We start from the raw sequence: 22,178 nt of genomic DNA, 5'->3' as shown, positions 1-22,178 counted from the left end.
TTATCTGTTTTTAAAAGCTACAAAAAAGGTAGATCCTACATTTAACTTACTCTCAAACCAAACCCTGCCATTGTGTTTTTCTACCACCCTTTTTACAATGGCCAGCCCCACTCCTGTTCCTTCTATATCCTTAACATTATCCATACGTTTAAAAAGCTCAAAAACCCGGTCGTAATAACGGTTGTCTATTCCTATACCATTATCTTTAACTGCGTAGATAGTCTCTCCTCCATCAATATACGCAGAAACCTCTACTTTAGGTTTGTCCACCATGGCAGAGTATTTTACCGCATTCCCAATCAAGTTTGTGAAAACCTGCGCTATCATGGTCTTATCTCCTTTGATATGTGGAAGTTGCCCTAAAACTAATTCGGTATGATCCGCTTTAAAAGCCGACCATATTTCGCCTTTTATTTCTTTTAACAAAGATTCTATATCAACTGTTTCAAAATTTATCTCAGAACGGCCAACCCTTGCTAAATTTAAAATCTCTTTAATTAAGAAATTCATTTTATCTGCACCTATTAAAATCCTACTGAGCATTTTCTGGCCATTTTCATCAATACTTTTATTCTTGAGCATAAGCTCAGCATAAGTTTTTATTGAGGTTAATGGTGTTCTTAAATCATGGGATATGGTATAGCTAAAAGTATCTAATTCCTCGTAAGCGGCCTGCAATTTTTCATTAAGCAATCTAATTTCGTTAGCCTTTTTATTGATATCGGTTATAATAATTTCGCGTATCCTTAAAACAGAGGCGATTTCTTCAGGCATCCATTTTTCAGAGGTGTTATTAACTACCTGCGACCAGGTTTCGAAAGATTTGCGTGGCGACAGGGCCAATAAGTCATTTTCTGATGGAACTACGGGTTTTTCGGGATTTCCAGCCCAATTTACAGTAGTAATGATTTCGGGCTTAAACCAGATGATCATTTCGCCCATTTCTTTATTTAATATGCAAGATAGGATTCCAGAGGCTATTGACTTGTATTTCTTAGCTGGAAAATAGATTTCAGGCAATCGATGGGTGTAATAGATCGATTCATCATTATTCGCTTTCAACCATTCGGCAAGTTCTCTTATTTCTTCCTCCGATGGCACATCTCCAATGGTTTTAAGTTCATTGTCGAATATGATAACCACTCCCGAGGCTTTGGTTGTGTCCAAAATAGTTCTTTGGTGCATGGTTATGGCTTCTACTAAATACTTATCACGGTTTAAGTGTTCTAGAAGAATGTTGGCCGTATTTTTAAATTGCTGAATAATCTCTGTATCCTCTTCTTCCTGGCGGTATTCTAATGCTGAGGAAAGGATCTGCCCGATTAACTTAGCCCCTTCTCTGGCTTTATAATCTATAAACTTAGGACTATAGTTATGACAAGCAATTAAACCCCATAATTCGCCATGAGCGATTAAGGATATACTAAAACTCGAATGAACACCCATATTTTTCAAATATTGAATATGTATGGGCGATACCGCACGTAAGGCACTATTGGTTAAATCAAGTGCTTCGTTTTCTTTAAAAGTAAAAATGGGTGAATCAGGTATGTTTACATCAGCTATTAACCTGGTTAAATTTAGTTTATAAAGCTCTCTAGCCTGTTTTGGAATATCTGATGCGGGGTAATGTAATCCAAAAAATGGTTCTAAGTCTTCCTCTTTTTCTTCTGCCACAACTTCACCATGTCCATCGTCTAAAAATTTATAAATCATTATCCGATCATAATTGATCAGTTTTTTTACTTCTTGCGCAGCACCTTTTAACAAAGCTGAAATACTTTTCCCCTGAAGCATAGATGAGGCGGAGCGACCTATAGAACTCTGAATATCGAATTGTAAGGTTACTGGCTCAAATTCTAATAACCAGTCGTTTTTCGATGAAGAAATAATTAAATAATAAGAGCGGCTATTAATTTCAACTGGATGGGGACTAATGGCATCAAAACTTTTGCGGATAATACCCAGCTTAAGTAGGTCTTCGATTTCAAATGCTGGATTTTGTTGTTTAAGAAACTGATTTAAGGTCGAAAGTTGTTTGTTTAGTAAGCTTTTGGCTTGTTCTCCTAAAAAAACTTCAGCATTTTCACTAATATAGGTAATAGACAAGCTGTTCTTATCAACTGCTACAAGAAGGCCATGTGATTGAATTTTACCAGGAATATGAATGGGTTCTTTATCGCAATTGGTAAGGTCTACAGAAAATTTAGTCATATATATTTGATATTTCAGCGTATTTAATTTCACGAATTAACAAATATTAAGCCTATTTTTAGAATCACTCTAATTTGGTAAATTCAGATTTGAGATTTATTTTTTATTATATATTTGTTTGAATTTTTAAAAATCATTCAAACTTTGGCAAAGAAAAATATTTTGGTTATTGAAGATAACCATGCAATCCTAGATGTTATAACCCTTATTTTAGAAAGCGAAGCTTTTAATGTTGATGGATTAAACAAAGGTGCTGATTTTATTAACCATGTTCAGGAATTTAACCCAGATGTAATCATCATGGATATAATGCTCCCTGACGCTGATGGAAGGGTACTTTTAAAAGAACTTAAAGATACTGCAACTACAAACCATATTCCCGTTTTAATGATTTCTGCCCGTTATAATGCAAACAATTATGCGTTGGATGGTATTGAAGCCGACGATTTTATGGCCAAGCCTTTTAACATCGATGAATTGATGGATAAGATTTATGCTTTGCTGAGAAAATAGTTTTTTACTCAGCTATACCAGGTAATTTTATTCCTCCCAGTTTTAGGTTTTTCATCAATACTTCTTAAAAAGAAAGTTCAATATCTGTAAAACCATGCGGATTTACCCAAATATTTAACCTTACTTTAAAGCCACTATCTTCTAAAGCAGACACGCCTATTCTTCGTTCTGGTGTTTTTAAAATTCTTCTTATATTATTACGGTTTTTTGTGTTTAACTGGCGTGTCTTTAGTTACGTCTACTTTTTTTGCATCTTTGGCTGATGTTACTTTATCATCAGCCCCTTTAGCTTTTGCATTTTTCGGTGCGGTAGCCTTGCTACTTTCGGCCGCTGTTTTAGCATTTTTCATACACTATTTTAAATTAGTCTTCGGCATTTAGCCATGCTTTTGCTTCTTCTATTTCTTCTGGCTTAAAGCCTTTAGATTTACCAGGCGTAGCTACTGTGAAAATATCAGTAAACCACTCCACTCCTTTTTCGGCACTTACTACGGCAATTTTTTTCCATTTGGTAAAATTCTGTAGTCCAGCTTTAACGTCCTCTACCCATGCGCCGGCTGTGAAATTTTTCACATCAGTTTCCAATACCAATAAATATCTAATTTCTTTAAATCGCTCAGCCGTTCTTTTTAAGCCGGTTAATAAAACGCTCTTTACATCGTCGCTCGTTACTTCTCCGGTAGCTCTTACACCAAAAATATGGTCCGGTAATCCTATTATTTCTGTCAGCATAAAATTTCATTTAGTTAATGAACACACCAATTCGCCAAGATGTTTGCCATTTAAATAAATTTTGAAATTTATGCAACATCAAAAACACTATCTTACAGATGCTGTTATAGAAGCAATATGTATCAATAAACAATCTTATGAAAACCAACTTCTTAAAACCTATTACTTTTGTTTGCGGTTTGGCTGTTTTGCTTTGTGCCTGTACAGGTGGAACAAAAACGACTACCGTTACAGATTCGACTATAACAGATTCAACATCGGCTGCAGCATTAAAACCTGCAGGGCCTGCTCCTGAGTGGGGGAAAACAATAAAGCCAGAAATGCAGGCGGTTATAGAAAAATTAAGTAGTTATGGGATAAACCTTTAGAAACTTTAACGGCTACTGATGCACGCAAGAATCATACACCAACCGATGCGGTAAGGGATTTGGCAGAACAAAATAATATTACCGTGCCAGTTGCTAAGGTAGATACCATGGGGAAAGATATTGATGTTAGTGGAGGTAAAATCCATCTGCGTATTTATACGCCAAAGGCAGGCAACGGGCCTTATCCATTAATTGTTTATTACCATGGCGGTGGTTTCGTTATTGCCAATTTAGATGTTTATAATGCATCTGCACAGGCTTTGGCCGAGCAGGTTGGTGCTATTGTGGTTTCTGTAGCTTACCGCTTAGCAACAGAAAACAAGTTCCCTATTGCGCATAATGATGCTTTTACAGCTTACGAATGGGCAGTTAAAAATGCGGTAGATTTAAAAGCCGATCCGGCTAAAATTGCAGTTGTTGGTGAAAGTGCAGGTGGAAATTTAGCGGCAAATGTATCTATTATGGCCAGAGACAAACACATTATGCTTCCTGTGCACCAGGTTTTGATCTATCCCATTGCTCAGGCAAATATGAACACCGAATCTTATAAAATGTATGAAAAGGCAAAACCGCTGAACAAAGCAATGATGGGCTGGTTTACAGAGAAATATCTGACTACAATGATCGAAGCCCAGGACCCTAAAATATCATTGGTTAATGCCAATTTAAATGGGCTTCCGTCAACAACTATTATTACGGCCGAAATAGATCCTTTACACGATGATGGTGTAATACTGGCCAATAAATTGAAAGCTGTGGGGGTAAAAGTGGATAGTAAAAATTATGAGGGCGTAACACATGATTTTTTTGGTATGGCGCTGCTTGTACCAGAAGCGAAAGCCGCTCAGGCTTATGCCGCAGATCAATTAAAAGCTGCTTTTAAATAAGCATTTTTAACCACAGTTGAACACAGATCTTAGTATCTGTGTTCGTACTTTATATCTGTGGTTAAATTATTTTTCGAACTTGCCCAAAACTATTACATGGCCTCAAGCCCCAAACGTATTTCTGGTTATAGTACAATCCTAAAAACCCTTTATGCTAACCGCTAAACCTGGCTATGCGCCTTTCTTTGAGCCCAAACTCTGCATCAATTGATCATAAAGGTCATCGCTTGTCGCTTTTTGTGGTTTCATCTTTTTAACCGTTGCCCGTTTGCCTCTAGACTTTGCTTTGATAATTTTCAATAATTCGCTACTATAATCATCTTTAAAGGCGCTCAAGTCGAATTTCGAGCTGTATTGTTTAATTAAAGCCAAGCCCACATCCATTTCTTTTTTGGTAATGGTAATATCGTCAACCTTGGTAATTTCAGATAGACTTCTTATTTCCTGTTCAAACCTAATTTTAGTAATCACAATTACATGTTCCATGGGATGGATAACACAAAGATTTTCTGTATTACGCAGTACAAATCTGGCCACTCCGGCCTTACCCGATTTCTCTAAGGCCTTTAGCAACAATCCATAAGCTTTCTTGCCCTGTTTTTCAGGCTCTGTATAATAAGAAGTTTCATAATAAATAGGATTAATATCTTTTATATCAACAAAATTCTCTAATTCAATAATTTTAGTTTTTTCGGGTGCAGCCTCTTCAAAATCGTGCTTATCTAGCACAACATACCTGTCTTTTAAAAAATAGCCCCTAACAATCTTCTCATATGGCACTTCTTTATGGGTGTTTTCATTTACCCTTAAAAATTTAATCTTTGCGTGATCACGCTCATCGAGCATATCTAAATCGAGATTACTATTCTGGACAGCAGAAAACAACTTAATTGGAATGTTTACCAAACCAAATCCAATAGAACCTTTCCATATTGATCTCATAGTTAAATATTTACTTACTAACAAGTGTCCAAATCAGATTGTTTTGGCTTTATAAAGCGTAAATTGAGGAAATCACAAACTATTTAGATAATACAATGTTATTTAAGTATCAACCCTATTTGAAATACATATGAAAATCGCCTATATTTCAACTTATCCTCCTCGTGAATGCGGTTTAGCTACCTTTAATCAGAATTTGGTTAATGCCTTAAGTTTAAATCCTGCCTATAATTCACAGAAAAGCTTTGTTGTTGCATTAAATGAACCGGATGATGTTAATGAACACGATTACCCAAGCGAAGTGAAATTCGTTATCTGTCAGCAAAATCAAAAAGATTATATCGATGCTGCAGATTTTATCAATAACAGTGAAGTAGATAGTTGTATTATTGAACATGAATTCGGTATATATGGCGGCAACAGCGGCGTATTCTTATTGTCCTTAATCAATAGATTAAAAAAGCCATTCATTACTATTTTGCATACGGTTTTAAAAGAACCGAATTTCATGCAACAGACTATTATTAAAGAGATTGCAGTTAAGTCGTCTAAAATAGTCGTGATGAGCAAAAAAGCAGTCATGTTTTTGACCAGTGTTTACCAAATTCCTAAGGCTTCAATCAAATTAATTGAACATGGCGTTCCAGATCTGGAGCCTATACCCAATAACGAAATTGCGCAAAGTGAACTTTTTACCGATCGAAAGGTGCTTTTTACATTTGGATTAATTAGCCGGAACAAAGGCTTAGAAACCGTAATTAAGGCTTTACCAGAAATTGTTGCTCAACACCCAGATGTTTTATATGTGATTCTGGGCAATACCCATCCTGGTGTTGTAAAACATAATGGCGAAGAGTATCGTGATAGCTTGAAAGCATTGGCTAAAGATTTAGGCGTAGAAAATAATATTGCTTTCGTTAATAAATTTGTATCTGAAAAAGAATTGCACCAGTATTTAACAGCCTGTTATTTATACATTACGCCTTATTTAAATGAGGCTCAGATAACCAGCGGTACTTTATCATATGCTATTGGTGCAGGTGCAGCAGTAGTTTCTACTCCATATTGGCATGCACAAGAGCTTTTGGCCGATAACAGAGGCAAATTATTTGATTTTAAGAATGATGCGCAATTGGCCACAATTGTAAACGAACTTTTAAGCGATAAAGATAAATATCAAAAACTGAAGCAAAATGCTTACGAATATGGCTTAAATCTTCGTTGGCCAGCTATTGGAAGTGTTTATCTTAACGTATTAAATGAAGCTGTGGCCGAGGGAAAAAGACCCGAAAGAGTTACTCCGCCTATTATTGATGTAGAGGGTATGCCAGCACTTAACTTAGATCATATTTCGTTACTAACAGATGATACCGGAATTATTCAGCATGCCCGTTTTGGTGTTCCAAATTTGAAGGAAGGCTATTGCATTGATGATAATGCCAGAGCTTTAATTATGGCATTAATGGCTATTGAACGGGATAAAAATCCTAAAGCTTTAAAATTCATGCCTGTTTACCTGAGCTTTATTCAGTATATGCAAACCGATGATGGGAACTTTAGGAATTTCTTGAGTTTTAATCGCAATTACCTGGATGAAATAGGCTCAGAAGATTCTTTTGGCCGTACCATCTGGTCATTGGGTTATTTAGTTTGCAGTGCACCCAATAATTCTTACCGTGAATTCGGCAGGGAATTATTTTCGCATTCTATTCCGCATTTTAGAGAATTAAAATATCTCCGTGGAAGAGCAAATACGATTATTGGTTTATCTTATTACTTGTGTGCCCATCCTGGTGATGAGTTAATCACGAAAGAAATCAATATGCTGGCCAATTCATTAACAGCATCATATCATGACAATAAAGATGGCGATTGGCATTGGTTTGAAGATATCCTTACCTACGATAATGCGATACTTCCTTTGGCTTTGCTTCATCATTACGAAGTTACCGGAAATACAACATCTTATAAAATTGCGATGGAAAGTATTGAGTTTTTAAATAGCTTTTCTTTCGAAAATGGATATCTAAATCCGGTTGGAAATGCAGGGTGGATGAAAAAACATGGCAAAAACCCCATCTACGATCAACAGGCTATAGAAACGATGGCAATGGTTTTACTTTATGCTAAAACATTCGAGGTAACCAAAGATGATAAATATTTAAATTTAATGCACATCAGCTATCAGTGGTTCTTAGGAAAAAACAGCTTGCATATTCCTTTATACGATTTTGAAACACATGGATGTGCAGATGGACTACAGTTCAACAGTGTGAATAGGAATCAGGGTGCTGAGAGTACATTGGCCTATTTCATCTCCCATTTGGCCATATTAAAGGCCGCAGAAGCGGAATACGAAACGATGTCGTCTCCCTTGGTGGAAGCAGATAAATGTAGTTAGAAGCTAAATTGCCCTGGAAAGACAAAAATGCTGATTCAGAAATGAATCAGCATTTTTTATGTTATTTTGAAGAATAAGCAGAGACGATCGTCACCCTGACCTGTAGCGCAGCGGAAAGCTACGAAGTAAATTTATTTCAGGGTCTTGATGACCAGTAAGATGCTGACCACGTAGTAGATACAAGACAATTGAAAACTCTATTATTACTTGTAAAACAAGTTCAGCAGTACGACCCGATAGAGAAGATAAACTTCTAGTTATTTTCCAGCAATTTAGCCAGCAATAATTCCAGATTTACGCTTGCAAACGACGAACTATAATCAGATAAGCCATATGGAATAATTAATTCGCCATTACTGATAATCGATCCACAGGAATATACTACATTGGGCACATAACCTTCACGTTCATCATTATTAGGAATAATCAACGGCTCTTTTAAATGGCCTATTTCTATACTTGGGTTTTCAAGATCCAATAAACTTACTCCAATACAGTATCTTCGCATTGGTCCCACGCCATGTGTAATTACAATCCATCCTTTTTCTGTTTCTATCGGAGAGCCACAATTGCCGATCTGTACCAGCTCCCAATCGTAGCGCGGTTGTTTTAAAAGGATTGGGTTTTCCCAAACATTAACTTTATCAGAAAACATCAGATAATTGTTCCATCCATCTATCCGGCTCATCATCACATATTTCCCTTTAATTTTTCGTGGAAATAGTGCCAGGTTCTTATTTTGCGCACCATCGCCATAAAGTGGAATCACTTTAAACTCGTAAAAATCTTCGGTTTGTACGAGCTTGGGAATAATTAAAGAACCGTCGAAAGCTGTATATGTAGCGTAGTACAGTACTTTGCCATCGTCTTTAACAAATTTTACAAAACGGGCGTCTTCAATCCCTTTACGTTCAAATTCTGAAATAGGAAAAATTACCCGATCCGAAATATCTGTATCTTTTGAAAATGTTATGGTGTGGTAAGTGTCTGATAGCCAAAGTACTTTGTCGTATTCGATTAAACGGGATGGATCTTCTTTATGTAAACTTTTGGAATCTTTAATGATATTGCTTAAGCTGGTGTATTCAAATTTGTCATCGAGTTTCGATTCAATTTCTTCTAAAACAGAAGGATCGATCTGTGCATAGGCGGCTTTTTTTAGAAATAGTTTTTTAACGTAAATGGCATTCTTCACCACTTCAGCCTCATCAACATAATTTCCAACAGGTAAAACCTGGATATTGTTGTCTTTATCAATCAAAGCACGCCGGAAAACAATTGAAGAAATATGCCCCTCACCTACAGCCCTGAAGCTGATGATTACCCGCTTCTCACCCTCTACTAAATCAGTTTGATCAGGATCATCAACAATACTAGGATTAAAAAAAGCGGCCGATTCTATTGAATATTCATGTGTAAAGTAGGCACCAATCAACAATCTGGTATATTCATCAATATCTTCGAATGAAGTACCTAAGGCTGCAAATTGTTTTCTTAATTTTTTACAATGCCGGGTTAAGATTTTGGTAATATTCCGGTGTCTTTTAGAATATTCTTGTAATATGGGCGATATTAGTGAAAACACTTTCTCATCTGAAAATTCTAAAACTTTCTTGATTACTTCTAGTGCTCTCTCCTCTCCGTTAAAAAAAAAACGGGCAATAACTCTTTTAGTATCCGGGTTAACCTTAACAGGTTTACGTTCTATGTATAATCTCATTATTTAAGCTGTTTTGTAGTAATTTAACGCTTTTGGCCCTATTTCTTCCAACTCTATATTAACGAAATTTACGACTTAATTGTTTATATTATTTACAGTATTTACACATAATTTTTACCTTTAGTTATTCATCCCCATATGTTAATTAAACCTTAAATGCAATACGAAAAAGCAGATAACACGATTCCAACTGATGAAACCTTGCGTTCGGGAAAATTAAGATACTACGAGATTTTAAGTACACCTGCAGAAAGTGCTTTTGATCAGATTGCACAATTGGCTGCTGAAATATTTGATGTTCCGAATGCGGGTATCGGTTTTCAGGCAGATGGGAATATGTTTATGAAGGCCCAAATAGGAGCATCTATCTCCTTACCTTTAAAAAATGATACATTTACTTTTTTTGCTTCCACCCCTATCAGGTCGCCAGAGGGTTATGAACTTGGCCTGATTTACGTTGCAGATACTAAATTTAAATCAGCCGAAGAGCAGCAGCTAAAAATGCTAGGGCATTTAGCCGGTATAGTAATGGAAAAACTGGAGTCTAGAATTGCAATTAGAAGAGCATTAAGGGCCTACGATGATCGTTTACATGTGCTTGTTCACGATCTTAAAAACCCGATGACTACCATTTCACTTCAATCTGAATTACTTGGGCGCATTCCGGGTATTGATGACAAGGCTTTATTAATTGCGGGCAAGATTAATACGCAATCTAAAAAAATGATTGATAATCTGAACGGTATTTTAAGTTCTGCCAGGAAAGAAGCTAACTCATTTAAGCCAAAAAAAGATAAAATAGATTTAAAAGAAATATTAGAACAGGTAAAACGAGAACTCAATTTACCGCTTAAGCATAAAAATCAAACTGTTTTTATTGACATTGAGGAGCCTATTGAAATTTTTGCTGATCCTGACAAACTAATAACGGTTTTTAGTGAGTTGATTAATAATGCCATCAAGTTCTCATCAGTGGGAAAAGATATTTACATTAGTCATCAAACATCTGATAACGAGGTAACTATTTCGATAAAAGATAATGGTGTGGGCCTAACTGAAGAAGACCTGGATAAAGTTTTTATGAAATTCGCACGGCTGAGCTCGGTAAGCACAAATCAGGAAAATACCTATGGGTTGGGGCTTACTACAGCAAACGCACTTGTTGATATTCATAGAGGGAAGTTATGGGTAGAAAGCGATGGAAAAGATTTGGGTACTACTTTTTACGTAACGTTACCCATTAAATAGCTTTAAATCTGATAAATCGCTGAGTTTCATTTCTTCGAGTAAAATTCTTTCTGGTATGGCATTTCTATGATACGACCATTTTATAAGCCTTATAAAACCATTATCAATTTCGATACCGGTTATATCGCCATCACTAAAACAACAACAACCGCTATTAAAGTAAGCTGGGGTGTATTTTCCGAATTGCGGTGCTTTATCTCCCTCTTTTATCAGTTTACGAAGTTCTGCATTTAAAATAGCAAGATTATCAGCATTCTTTTCTTTTTTGGCCTTATTCAGTTTTATATAAATCCGCTCCAGGTGTGTTAATGAAGCAAAAACCGGTTGATGCGTATGTCCGGTAATTAAAGCTATGTTCTTTTTTGTAGCTACCCAGCTGTACATGAGTGTATTATGTGCTGTTTTGAGCTGATTGCTGTATGCTGGTGTATTCGGGTTAATTTGAAGATACGATTGCAGTGGTGCCCAAACTGTACTCACAAACCATTTGCTAAACCAGTTTCCATCGCTTTGTAAATCGCCCTGATGGCCGTGGGTTAAAAAAATATCGAGTTTAATCTCGCCCAAGGACATTCTTAAGATTGCGCCTTCATAAATGTGGATTTTAGTACCGTAAATTCTATTGAGGTTAAATGCTGCTAAAGGATCATTATCCCAATATAAATCATGGTTGCCAAATATCTTAGTGAAATGGTTTTTAGAAATAAAAGCTTTTTCTGCTTCGAAAGTTTCTTTATTGTGTTTTATTACAGATTCGAGTAAATTCTCCCAAAGCTCCTCACTATCACCCAGGTTTATATAATGAAAATCTTGCTGGTTGTAGTATTCGAGTGCTTTTAGGTAATTCTTTTCGGCTAAAGTAAAATCATCGGCATAATCGCGGGTACCTTTATGCTGGTCTGATAAAATGATAAATTTATCCGTATCGGTAACTTCAAAAATAAGTCCGCGTTTTCCAGGGTTGGCATTTATGGTTTGGTAAAGTTTATTTAAAGCCGCATGGATACGTTTACGGTTAGGCCTTGAACCAAATTTATTCGACATGCGAATAATCCAGGTACTAAGTAAACGTTGTAAGAATTTCCGCATGTATAAAATGAGTCTTCGCTATTGAATAGTTCCTCAAAATAACAAAAAATATTATCAATCGTTTTTTCTGAAAAGCAATAGTTGTAATTCTTAGGTTAGGTTCAGCCTTGCTTTCCGTTTTATGCCGATGAAAAATCGACATGCTCACTCCAATCAAGTTTAGTTTACATCGGTTAATCGCCTTTATTAAAGTCAGGTCCTTTCTATCGCCAATAAAATAAAACCTTTTTTAAATAATATTTTACTAAATTTGTTAGTATTGAAAAGATCAGGAAGCGCAGATTTACCCCTACATTATGGCCATGTACCACCATGGCTGGCACAGCGTATGGCAGCACTTGGCCTGGCTATAACAGAAGCGATACTATTAGAATATGGTAAGGCGGAAGTAATACGCCGATTAAGCAGTCCTTTTTGGTTCCAAAGCTTAGGCGCTGTAATGGGTATGGATTGGCATTCCTCAGGTATTACGACATCGGTAATGGGCGCTTTAAAGAAATCGATCAATCCCTTATCGAAAGAGTTGGGAATTTACATTTGTGGAGGCAAAGGAAAACACAGCAGAGAAACACCAAATGAACTTTTAAAAATTGCCGATAAAACGGGTTTAAATGGAACAGCATTGGTACGGGCCAGTAAACTCAGTGCAAAAGTAGACAACACGGCGATTCAAGATGGTTTTCAACTGTATCTTCATAGTTTTATTTTAAGCAACGAAGGCGATTGGGCAGTGGTGCAACAAGGTATGAGTGATAGCAGCTCAACAGCGAGAAGATACCACTGGCATTCTGAAAACTTAAAATCTTTTGTGGAAGAACCGCACACAGGTATCTGTGGCATTAATCAAGGTAAGATCTTGAACCTAACAGCTAATGATGCTGATAAGGCAAGGCAGAGCATGATGAGCATTACAGCTGAATCGCCGACGCGGATGCTTGGTGAAATACAAAAATTGGTATTACCCAACCATCATGATGTAAAATCAAAAGATGTAGATATAAAACGTTTAGGCAGTATATTGTGGCTGGCCCAGGAAAAGCAGCCGAGAGATTTTGAGGAATTATTATTACTTGAAGGCATGGGGCCAAGAACCTTACAATCGATGGCTTTAGTGAGTGAGGTAATTTATGGTGCGCCTTCCCGATTTACCGATCCTGCCCGTTATTCTTTTGCACATGGCGGTAAAGATGGACATCCCTTTCCTGTGCCTGTAAATGTTTATGATGAGACCATAAGGGTTTTGCAGAAATCAATTGAAAAAGCGAAGATTGGAAATACCGATAAACAACAAGCCATTAAATCATTACATCAAATTGCCAGTAATGCAGAAAAAAACTTTGTTCCGAATATGGATTTTGAAAAGCTGATTCACAAAGAACGCGCTGAAAGCTGGAAATATGGCGGCAGAACCGTTTTTGGGAAGGAGAAACCGCCGAGAAACGAGCAATTGAAATTGTTTTAAATTTAAATCGCTAACGAAACTGCATTTGTAATGCGGGAAGAAACTTAATAGCGATTAAATCGCCTTTCTTATTCACCCCGCTAAAAGTTGTTATTGCCTTTTGGCATAAAAGAGTTAAAACATATTAGATAATAGCGATATTTAGAAATGTTATGCAAACTACCAATATTCCATACAGCAACAGTATTGACATTCATAGCAGCCCTTTGAAAGTCTGGAAAGCCCTAACCGATACAGAAATCATGCAGCAGTGGATGTCTGAATCACTGATCGAAATCAATACCGATTGGATTATCGGCGCTCCAATCACCATCCGCGGTATACTATCGCAAACACCGTTTGAAAATAAAGGAAATGTTCTTCAATTTAAGCCTGAAGAACAGTTACAATATAGCCATTTAAGCTCTCTATCCAACCTGCCAGAACAACCAGAAAGTTATACTACCATCGAATTCCTGCTCCGTCCAAATGAAAAAGGAAGTAACTTAACAATTAATCTATGTAATTTCCCTACAGATATCATTTATAAACATTTGGTATTTTACTGGAACACAACCCTAAAAATTCTGAAAACATGCATAGAACAAGACTCTTGAGCAAATCACGATTGTTAATTCAGTATGCTAGGAGAAGAAATAAATGTCTGTCCGTAGAGTTCCGAAGGGCTCTACGGATTGGAGGATGGAAAAGAGTCTGTGACCCGTTATTATTTTGAGTTACAAACTCAATTCTATTTATAGATCCGTAGAGGCACTGCGTTTAACTCTACGGACAGTATATATCGTATATTCAGTTTCTGTCTGTAGAGTTCCGAAGGGCTCTACGGATTGCAGAATGGCAAAGAGTCTGTGACTCGTCATTATTTTTGAGTTACAACTCATTCTATTTATAGATCCGTAGAGGCACTGCGTTTAACTCTACGGACAGTAATATCGTATATTCAGTTTCTGTTCGTAGAGTTCCGAAGGGCTCTACGAATTGGAGGATGGAAAAGAGTCTGTGACTCGTTATTATTTTTGAGTTACAAACTCAATTCTATTTATAGATCCGTAGAGGCACTGCGTTTAACTCTGCGGACAGCATGCCCCCCCACCTGATATTATTTGTTTTTTATGCTATAAACTCTATTCCTATCAAGCCGCTTTCTGTTGTATAATAATCAATTGCAGAAGAGTAAACGTATTCTTCCGCGGTTCTAACTACCCCTGATCTTACAGGATTATCATGTAAATAATTTAACCTCTGATCTATCATTTCGTTTGTAGAAAGTTCTACAGGATGATTTTCCTGTTGCCAAAACTGATAATCTTTATTTCTTTTATTTTCTTCACCAGCCTTTTTGAATATCCAAAGCATCCAATTCCGTCTACTTTCATGAGTATTATTTTTGATGGCCTTAATAATATGACTAGATGTAAATTTCTTAAAGTCTCTTAATACGTCAGACAAGTTGTTATTCTCGTTTACGGATAATATCAAATGTAAATGATTACTCATAATACACCATGCATGAATCCTTAAACCTTTATTTTCTTTACAGTAAATTAAGCTTTCTACAACAATATCCGAGTACTCTTTTCTAGTAAATACATCTACCCATTGTACTGTAGCAAATGTTATAAAGTGTAATGCTTCATGATCTTTTATTTGATAGCCTCTTTCTCCCATATACTAATATAAGCTTTTAGTTAAAGAAAATTCTGTCCGTAGAGTTCCGAAGGGCTCTACGGATTGCAGAATGGCAAAGAGTCTGTGACTCGCCGTTATTTGAGTTACAAACTCAATTCTATTTATAGATCCGTAGAGGCACTGCGTTAACTCTACGGACAGTATGTGAATCAGTCTTATTGCTGAGTTTAAAACTCAGTCCTATTAGCAAATCCGTAGAGATTCTGCGCTTAACTCTACGGACAGGACAGTATATAGTTTCTGTATAGTTTTTGTCCGTAGAGTTCCGAAGGGCTCTACGGATTGAAGAATGGCAAAGAGTCTGTGACTCGCCATTATTTGAGTTACAAACTCAATTCTATTTATAGATCCGTAGAGGCACTGCGTTAACTCTACGGACAGTACGTGAGTTACAAACTCAATTCTATTGATAATCCTTAGAGGCACTGCATTTAACTCTACGGACAGTATATGATAGAAAAGGATTAAATAAAAAAAGGTCGTGATTTGCACCACGACCCTAAAAATATAGAATTTAAAACCTACTAAGCGTATGCAACTGCATCTTTCGATGCCAGTTTGGTTGTCCCCATTAAGTATTCGTCTACCTTACGGGCAGCTTCTCTACCTTCTGAAATGGCCCAAACTACTAATGATTGTCCGCGGCGAACATCACCTGCAGCAAAAATCTTAGCAATATTGGTTTGGTAAGTGTGTTCAGATGCTTTTACGTTTCCGCGGTTATCTAACTCTACACCTAACTTCTCAATTAAACCTTCTTTTTGAGGGTGTAAGAAACCCATTGCTAAAAGTACCAGTTCACATGGAAGATCTCTTTCGGTACCAGCTATTTCTTTAAAAGTAACCGGACGTCCGTTTGCATCAATTTCCCATTCTACATCAACTACTTTTAATCCTTTAAGGTTTCCTTTTTCATCAGCAATAAAGTTTTTAGTATTTACCGACCAAGCCCTTTGTGCACCTTCTTCGTGAGAAGAAGTATTTTTTAGCAACATTGGGTAATTTGGCCAAGGCATATGCTCGTTGCGTGCCTGTGGTGGCATCGGCATAATCTCGAATTGTGTAACCGATTTTGCACCATGACGGTTTGAAGTACCAATACAGTCAGATCCGGTATCGCCACCACCAATTACGATTACATTTTTACCGGTAGCCATAATATCTTCCGCTTCAACGGTTCTGCTCGCTACACGTTTATTTTGTTGTTTCAAGAAATCCATTGCGAAATGTACACCTTTAGCCGAACGACCATCAATTGGTAAATCGCGTGGAATAGTTGAACCTCCAGCCAATACAATCGCATTGAAATCGCGCAACAAAGTACCTATTTCAACATTTTCGCCTACATTGGCATTGCATTTAAAGATGATGCCTTCTTCTTTCATTAAATCGATACGGCGATCTACTACATTTTTCTGTAGTTTAAAATCAGGAATACCATACCTCAATAAACCACCCGGAGCATCATCACGTTCGAAAACGGTAACTTCATGTCCAACTTTATTTAATTGAGCAGCAGCAGCTAAGCCCGCAGGACCTGAACCAATTACAGCTACTTTTTTACCAGTTCTGATTAATGGCGCTTTTGCTTTGATAAATCCTTTTTCGAAAGCAATTTCGATGATGTGTTTTTCAATTTCCTCGATAGAAACAGGTGGTCTGTTAATGCCTAACACACAAGCTGATTCGCATGGGGCTGGGCAAATTCTACCTGTAAATTCAGGGAAATTATTGGTGCTTAATAAAATATTGGCAGCTAATTCCCATTTACCTTGATAAACAGCGTCGTTAAATTCTGGTATCACATTACCCAGTGGGCAGCCTGATTGGCAGAAAGGTACGCCGCAATCCATACAACGGGCAGCTTGATTGTTTAATTCTTGTGAAGGTAAATTATTTAAAAATTCACCGTAGTGTTTTACACGCGTTGCAGCCTCTTCTCTAGTGGGCGCAACTCTATCGTATTCTTGAAATCCTGTTACTTTTCCCATGACCTAGTGTGTTTTTACTTGTTGATTACGTTTACTTAAAACTGCTTTGTATTCTTTAGGGAATACTTTTACGAAATGAGCAGATTGAGTTTTCCAATCACTTAAGATAAACTCAGCTACTTTACTATCCGTTAGGCGGATATGTGTTTTAAGTAAAGCTAAAATACGCTCCTCATCTTCAGCTTGTAATGGATCAAGATCAACCATTTCTTTATTGCATTTGCGTGCAAAAGTTCCATTGGCATCATAAATCCAAGCTACACCACCACTCATACCAGCAGCGAAATTGCTTCCCGTATCACCAAGAATCAGCACTTCACCACCTGTCATGTACTCGCAGCCGTGATCGCCAACTCCTTCAACAACAGCTGTTGCACCAGAGTTACGTACGGCGAAACGCTCACCTGCTTTACCACGGGCAAATAACTCACCAGATGTTGCACCATAAAGAGCTACGTTACCGATTATGATGTTTTGCTCAGGGATAAAAGTTGAGTTTGAGAAAGGATAGATGGCTAATCTTGCACCCGATAATCCTTTACCTACGTAATCGTTCGCTTCACCTTCTAGTGATAACGTTACCCCACGGGTATTGAAAGCACCGAAACTTTGTCCGGCCGAACCAACAAATTTAAAGTTGATCGTATCCGGAGGTAAACCAGCGCCTAAATGAACTTTCGAAATTTCATTTGATAACATGGTACCCAGTGCACGGTCGGTATTTTTCACATCAAAACTGGCAAATACAGGTTCGTTATGGTCAATAGCAGGTTGTGCAGCTGCAATTAATTTATGATCTAAAACCTGGTCCAAACCATGATCCTGGCCTTCAGTATTAAATAAAGGCAAGCCATTGTCTTCTGCTTTATATAATATAGCTGATAAATCAAGGTGTTTCAATTTCCAATCTTCAGCAGGCAATTCGCGTACTTTCAAAATATCAGCCTGACCGATCATTTCGTGGATGGTTCTGAAACCTAATTCAGCCATAATCTCACGTAACTCTTCGGCAAGGAAATAAAATAAGTTTACTACATGATCAGCATCACCCGTAAATAATTTTCTTAATTCCGGATCTTGCGTTGCTACGCCAACCGGACAAGTATTTAAATGGCATTTACGCATCATAATACATCCCGAAGTTACTAAGGCTGCTGTTGCAACACCCCATTCTTCAGCACCTAGTAATGCAGCAATAGCGATATCTCTACCAGTTTTAAGCTGGCCATCTGTTTGTAACACGATACGGTTACGCAATTTGTTTTTTACCAAAGTTTGGTGTGCTTCTGCTAAGCCTAACTCCCATGGTAAACCAGCATGTTGGATCGAGGTTAAAGGAGATGCTCCCGTTCCACCATCAAAACCAGATACCAGAATCACATCGGCATGTGCTTTCGCAACACCCGCTGCAATAGTACCTACACCCGCTTTCGAAACCAATTTCACATTGATCCTTGCGGCACGGTTAGCATTTTTCAAATCAAAAATTAACTGTGCTAAATCTTCGATCGAATAAATATCGTGGTGTGGCGGAGGTGAAATTAGACCAACCCCTGGTGTAGAGTGACGAACTTTTGCAATCCAATCATCTACTTTATGTCCTGGTAATTGACCACCTTCTCCTGGTTTAGCGCCCTGAGCCATTTTAATCTGTAACTCATCAGCATTGGTTAAGTAGTAACTGGTTACACCAAAACGTGCAGAGGCCACTTGTTTAATTGCCGAGCGCATGCTATCGCCATTTGGCAATTTAGTATAACGCATTTCATCTTCACCACCCTCTCCGGTATTGCTCTTTCCACCGATACGGTTCATGGCAATCGCTAAAGTAGAGTGTGCCTCATGAGAAATTGAACCGAAAGACATTGCTCCGGTTGCAAATCTTTTTAAGATTGACTCTGTAGATTCTACCTCATTTAAAGGTACCGATGGACGGCTATAGTTAAATTCGAACAATCCACGGATGGTATAAGCTTGTTGTGTTTGCTCATTCACCAGTTTAGAGTACTGTTTGAAAATATTATAATCGTTTTTACGTGTTGCGTTTTGCAGCAAGTGAATGGTTTGCGGGTTAAACAAATGGGCTTCACCTTTACGGCGGAATTTATAAGTTCCACCAGCTGGCAACAAGTTTTCGGTTTCTGTTAACGGACCAAAACTGCGGTGATGTTTAATTAACGTTTCTCTTGCAATTTCATCTAGTCCCAAGCCACCAATACGCGAAACTGCACCGGTGAAATAAGTATTCACTACTTGTTTATTTAAGCCTAAAATCTCGAAAATCTGCGCTCCCTGATATGATTGCAAGGTTGAGATTCCCATTTTAGAGAAAATTTTAAGTAAACCGCTGTTTACCGCGTAGATATAGTTCTTGGTAAGCTGCTCTGTTGATAAGCCCGATTCTTCTTTAAACTCATTAATGGTTTCCAAAGCCAGGTAAGGGTTAATGGCTGTAACGCCAAAGCCCAGTAAAGTGGCGAAATGATGTACTTCCCAAATATCACCAGCCTCTATTACAATACCCACGGCTCCACGGTATCCTTTGCGGATTAAGTGATGGTGTACGGCAGAAACAGCTAATAAAGAAGGCATTGCAGCGTGCTCAGAGTCAATAGCCCTATCGGTTAATACAATTACCTGGAAACCATCTTCAACCGCATCAACCGCATAGCGGCATAAACGGTCTAAGGCTTTCGCCATAGCACCCGGCTTGCCGTCAGCCCTGAAATAAGTCTGTAAAGTTTTCGCCTGGAAAACACCTGTGTCAATACTTCTTAACTTCTCCAATTCCTGGTTGGTTAAAATCGGGTGTTTAATGGCTACACAGTGTGCCTGTTTTGGCGTTTCTTCCAGCAAGTTACCCATGCTACCCATAAAACTGGCCAAACTCATCACCACTTTCTCCCTGATCGGATCAATCGGTGGATTGGTTACCTGTGCAAATAACTGCTTAAAATAAGAAGATAAATGCTGAGGGCGTTTTGATAAAATAGCCAGTGGTGTATCGGTACCCATCGAACCGATCGGTTCTTTACCTTCAATGGCCATTGGTTTAAGTAAAAGATCTACATCTTCTCTGCTGTAACCAAAAACCTGTTGATATTTAAAAATAGACTCTGTAGATAAGCCGGTGAACATTACACGTGGCTCGGGTAATTCCTCTAAACGGATCTGGTATTGATTAATCCAATCGGCATAAGGGCTTTTACCGCAAACTTCTTCTTTAATTTCGTTATCACTGATGATTCTACCCTGCTCCATATCCACCACAAACATTTTGCCTGGCGTTAAACGGCCTTTTTCGATTACCGTACTTTGGTCGATGGCTAATGCACCAGCCTCAGAACCCATAATTACACGGTCATCAGAAGTAATGGCATAACGGGAAGGACGAAGACCATTACGGTCTAAAGTAGCACCGATTAATTTACCGTCGGTAAAAGCAATGGCTGCAGGTCCATCCCATGGCTCCATTAAAGTAGCGTGGAATTCATAGAATGCCTTTTTAACAGGATCCATATCTTCGTTACCGTCCCATGCCTCTGGTACCAACATCATTAATACATGAGGCAAGGTTCTTCCAGAGTGAAGTAACAGTTCAATAACATTATCTAAACAGCCTGAATCTGAATTGGATTCGTCAATTACAGGCAATAACATATCTAATTCTTCTGGCGTAAAGTAAGCAGAAGCAAAAGATTTAACGCCCGCTCTAAACCAGTTTAAATTTCCTTGTAAAGTGTTGATCTCACCATTATGTGCAATAAAGCGGAATGGCTGAGCCAACCTCCACGAAGGGAAAGTATTGGTTGCAAAACGTGAGTGAACCAAACCTAAAGCAGAAACCATGCGCTTATCGGTTAGGTCGGTAAAATATGTACGTACCTGTAAGGAAGTAAGCTGACCTTTATATATAATGGTTTGCGCAGAAAGCGAAACGATATAAAAATCTTTACCACCATGAACGGTGTTTACGATCAGTTTAATCAGGTAATTTTTAAAAATATAAAGTTTACGTTCGAAATCAGCCCCTGGTGCTACGGCATAAGGACGGGCAATAAATACCTGCTCAATTTCTGGTTCAACAGAAAGGGCCATATTGCCAATATCTGTTGTGTCAACATCAACTTTTCTAAAACCTAAAATTTCCAGGCCTAATTTTTCGGCGGCACGGTAAATCAATTCTCTGCACTCTTCTCTCGATCTGATATCTTTTGGCATAAATAACATACCTACACCATAATTATTGGTTTCTGGTAGGCTAAAGCCTGCTTTTAAACATTCGTCGTAAAAAAATTCGTGAGGAATCTGAATCATAATACCGGCACCATCGCCTGTATTTGGTTCTGCCCCGCATGCCCCTCTATGATCTAGATTCTCTAAAATAGTAAGTGCATCAGAGATGATTTGATGCGATTTTCGCCCTTTCACATGTGCAACGAACCCAATACCGCAGGCATCGTGTTCAAATTGCGCATCGTACAATCCACTGTTTGGTTCCATTCTTTGCTCGTTAGTTGTTAGTGTATAGGAAACACTAAGATACGAAAAACAAATTTTAAATTACAGAGTTGACACGATTTTTAGAAAAATTTTAGTCCTTAAGTAATTTAAAGCCTTGGTATTGGAAAAATGACAATGATATTGATGAAAATTTGCCATATTAATAATGGTAATATTATACAATAAATACACTTTTTCTGCTAATTCCGTAAATAAATCGATTTAATTATTGATTTATTTGTGAACATATAATTTATATATAAATACTATGCTCAGAGCAGTCTTGATATCATATTTTCTCCAACTATTTAAAAATACACATTTTAATTTTATTAATTTACTAATCAGCCAGATAGCCTAAAAGAGAAAAAAAATACAAAAATGCATTTCGTGAAACAACTTCTTTTTCTACCTTTGTG

Annotated in this window: 16 protein-coding genes; 7 read left to right on the top strand and 9 right to left on the bottom strand. The window is 37.6% G+C overall.

Annotation, left to right across the window (positions count from 1 at the left end):
• Complete coding sequence (locus H9N25_RS08785; protein WP_190328635.1) at positions 1 to 2,214, bottom strand: ATP-binding protein; 2,214 nt, start codon at positions 2,212 to 2,214, stop codon at positions 1 to 3.
• A gap of 144 nt (positions 2,215 to 2,358) precedes the next feature.
• Between H9N25_RS08785 and H9N25_RS08780 the strand changes: the two genes are divergently transcribed.
• Positions 2,359 to 2,727 (top strand): response regulator transcription factor, encoded by a 369-nt coding sequence (locus tag H9N25_RS08780; protein ID WP_167294342.1) that lies wholly within the window; start codon positions 2,359 to 2,361, stop codon positions 2,725 to 2,727.
• A gap of 197 nt (positions 2,728 to 2,924) precedes the next feature.
• Here H9N25_RS08780 and H9N25_RS08775 read toward each other — a convergent pair whose 3' ends face one another.
• Positions 2,925 to 3,077, bottom strand: a complete 153-nt coding sequence (locus H9N25_RS08775) for a hypothetical protein (RefSeq protein WP_190328634.1) — start codon at positions 3,075 to 3,077, stop codon at positions 2,925 to 2,927.
• A gap of 13 nt (positions 3,078 to 3,090) precedes the next feature.
• Complete coding sequence (locus H9N25_RS08770) at positions 3,091 to 3,459, bottom strand: SpoIIAA family protein (RefSeq protein WP_190328633.1); 369 nt, start codon at positions 3,457 to 3,459, stop codon at positions 3,091 to 3,093.
• A 137-nt stretch (positions 3,460 to 3,596) separates the two neighbouring features.
• Here H9N25_RS08770 and H9N25_RS24540 point away from each other — a divergent pair, with 137 nt between their 5' ends.
• The gene (locus H9N25_RS24540; RefSeq protein WP_223833679.1) at positions 3,597 to 3,827 is read left to right on the top strand and encodes a hypothetical protein; all 231 of its coding nucleotides are present in this window, start codon (positions 3,597 to 3,599) and stop codon (positions 3,825 to 3,827) included.
• 83 nt (positions 3,828 to 3,910) lie between these two features.
• The gene (locus tag H9N25_RS08765; protein WP_223833678.1) at positions 3,911 to 4,714 is read left to right on the top strand and encodes an alpha/beta hydrolase; all 804 of its coding nucleotides are present in this window, start codon (positions 3,911 to 3,913) and stop codon (positions 4,712 to 4,714) included.
• Between the two features lie 171 nt (positions 4,715 to 4,885).
• Here H9N25_RS08765 and ku read toward each other — a convergent pair whose 3' ends face one another.
• Positions 4,886 to 5,656 (bottom strand): non-homologous end joining protein Ku, encoded by a 771-nt coding sequence (gene ku / locus H9N25_RS08760; protein WP_190328632.1) that lies wholly within the window; start codon positions 5,654 to 5,656, stop codon positions 4,886 to 4,888.
• A gap of 130 nt (positions 5,657 to 5,786) precedes the next feature.
• On the opposite strand from ku, the gene H9N25_RS08755 reads away from it, so the two are divergent.
• The gene (locus H9N25_RS08755; protein ID WP_190328631.1) at positions 5,787 to 8,057 is read left to right on the top strand and encodes a glycosyltransferase family 4 protein; all 2,271 of its coding nucleotides are present in this window, start codon (positions 5,787 to 5,789) and stop codon (positions 8,055 to 8,057) included.
• A gap of 253 nt (positions 8,058 to 8,310) precedes the next feature.
• Here H9N25_RS08755 and H9N25_RS08750 read toward each other — a convergent pair whose 3' ends face one another.
• Complete coding sequence (locus H9N25_RS08750; protein WP_167294335.1) at positions 8,311 to 9,777, bottom strand: glycoside hydrolase family 130 protein; 1,467 nt, start codon at positions 9,775 to 9,777, stop codon at positions 8,311 to 8,313.
• A gap of 156 nt (positions 9,778 to 9,933) precedes the next feature.
• Between H9N25_RS08750 and H9N25_RS08745 the strand changes: the two genes are divergently transcribed.
• The gene (locus H9N25_RS08745) at positions 9,934 to 11,025 is read left to right on the top strand and encodes a sensor histidine kinase (RefSeq protein WP_190328630.1); all 1,092 of its coding nucleotides are present in this window, start codon (positions 9,934 to 9,936) and stop codon (positions 11,023 to 11,025) included.
• Here H9N25_RS08745 and H9N25_RS08740 read toward each other — a convergent pair.
• Entirely contained in the window at positions 11,011 to 12,114 is a 1,104-nt protein-coding gene (locus tag H9N25_RS08740; protein WP_190328629.1) for a metallophosphoesterase, read from the bottom strand. The genes H9N25_RS08745 and H9N25_RS08740 overlap by 15 nt on opposite strands.
• A gap of 259 nt (positions 12,115 to 12,373) precedes the next feature.
• Between H9N25_RS08740 and H9N25_RS08735 the strand changes: the two genes are divergently transcribed.
• On the top strand, positions 12,374 to 13,576 hold the full coding sequence (locus H9N25_RS08735; RefSeq protein WP_167294332.1) for a DUF763 domain-containing protein: 1,203 nt from the start codon (positions 12,374 to 12,376) through the stop codon (positions 13,574 to 13,576).
• Between the two features lie 152 nt (positions 13,577 to 13,728).
• The gene (locus tag H9N25_RS08730) at positions 13,729 to 14,172 is read left to right on the top strand and encodes an SRPBCC family protein (RefSeq protein WP_167294331.1); all 444 of its coding nucleotides are present in this window, start codon (positions 13,729 to 13,731) and stop codon (positions 14,170 to 14,172) included.
• Positions 14,173 to 14,686: 514 nt separating this feature from the next.
• On the opposite strand, the gene H9N25_RS08725 is transcribed toward H9N25_RS08730, so the two are convergent.
• The 3 genes from H9N25_RS08725 to gltB form a co-directional block, all read right to left on the bottom strand.
• A complete protein-coding gene (locus H9N25_RS08725) occupies positions 14,687 to 15,244 on the bottom strand; it encodes an REP-associated tyrosine transposase (protein ID WP_190328628.1) in 558 nt (185 codons plus the stop codon).
• A 545-nt stretch (positions 15,245 to 15,789) separates the two neighbouring features.
• Complete coding sequence (locus H9N25_RS08720; RefSeq protein WP_169502234.1) at positions 15,790 to 17,256, bottom strand: glutamate synthase subunit beta; 1,467 nt, start codon at positions 17,254 to 17,256, stop codon at positions 15,790 to 15,792.
• Between the two features lie 3 nt (positions 17,257 to 17,259).
• Positions 17,260 to 21,759: a glutamate synthase large subunit gene (gene gltB / locus H9N25_RS08715; protein WP_167294328.1), complete on the bottom strand. Its 4,500-nt coding sequence runs from the start codon at positions 21,757 to 21,759 to the stop codon at positions 17,260 to 17,262.
• Positions 21,760 to 22,178: the final 419 nt, after the last annotated feature.

This window comes from Pedobacter riviphilus (genome assembly GCF_014692875.1).
GTDB lineage: Bacteria > Bacteroidota > Bacteroidia > Sphingobacteriales > Sphingobacteriaceae > Pedobacter > Pedobacter riviphilus.
Note: the sequence above shows the minus strand (reverse complement) of the source record. Positions and strands in the feature narration are given on the sequence as shown.